Below are 1,091 nucleotides of genomic sequence, written 5' to 3' on the forward strand. Positions count from 1 at the left end.
GTAGCGGCTCAGCGACGGCGGTGCCGAGACCCATTCGGACTTGACCACCGTGCTCAACGGAATCATCGCGTTGGTGCCATCGGCATTGGTGGTCAGGCTGGACGGGCTGTAGAAGCTCTTCAGCGACTCCTGGCCAGTGCGGTATGGACCATCAGCCTGCATGGTCACGCGCTTGATGCGGCCTTCGTAGAAGAAGTCGTTGACGTACACCGGGGCCAGCATCAGCTGGATGGTGCTGTACACGTCCGACACCGACATGCCCATCGACTGCGCCTGCACGCGGTCCACGTGCAGCTGCAGCTGCGGGGCGTTTTCCAGGCCGTTCGGGCGCACGCCCACCAGGTGGTCCGGCTTCTGCGCGGCCTGGCCGAGCAGGATGTTGCGGGCCTGGGTCAGCTGCTCGTAACCGGCGCCGCTGCGGTCCTGCAGCCACATGTCGAAGCCGCCGAACTGGCCAAGGCCCTGCACGGTGGGCAGGTTGACCACGAAGATCTGCGCTTCCTTGATGCCGTAGAACGCGCCGTTCATGTTCTGGATGAATTCCGGAGCAGTGAACTTGCGCTCTTCCCACGGCTTCAGGCGGATGAAGCCCATGCCCACGTTCTCGCCGGAACCGACGAAGCTGAAGCCGGCCACCTGCAGCATGCCTTCATAGCCATCCTGCTTTTCCAGGATGCCGCGCATCTGTGCGAACGCTTCGTTGGTCTGGCTCTTGGTCGAGCCCGGCGGCAACTGCACGATCGCCAGTGCATAGCCCTGGTCTTCCTCAGGCAGGAAGCTGCCCGGCATGCGGGTGAACAGGAAACCGCACAGCGCGGTCAGCACCACGAACAGGATCATCCAGCGTGGTGCATGGCGCACCGCGGAGGTGATGTGGCCCACATAGGTGTGGCTGATCTTGTCGTAGTACTTGTTGAAGGTGCGGTAGACGATGTTCGGGTTGTCGTTGTGCGTCGGCTTGAGGAACGTCGCGCACAGCGCCGGGGTGAAACCCAGCGCCAGGAACGCCGAGAACGCCATCGAGATGGCGATGGTCAGGGCGAACTGCTTGTAGATCTCACCGGCCGCACCGCCCTGCAGGGCGGAGGGGA

At 63.4% G+C, this 1,091-nt stretch carries 1 protein-coding gene; it reads right to left on the reverse strand.

The features are described from left to right. On the reverse strand, window positions 1-1,091 hold a 1,091-nt coding region (locus tag AC1VAN_RS22650), incomplete at both ends, for an efflux RND transporter permease subunit (RefSeq protein ID WP_480986841.1).

This window comes from Stenotrophomonas sp. 05L44_2 (genome assembly GCF_056665995.1).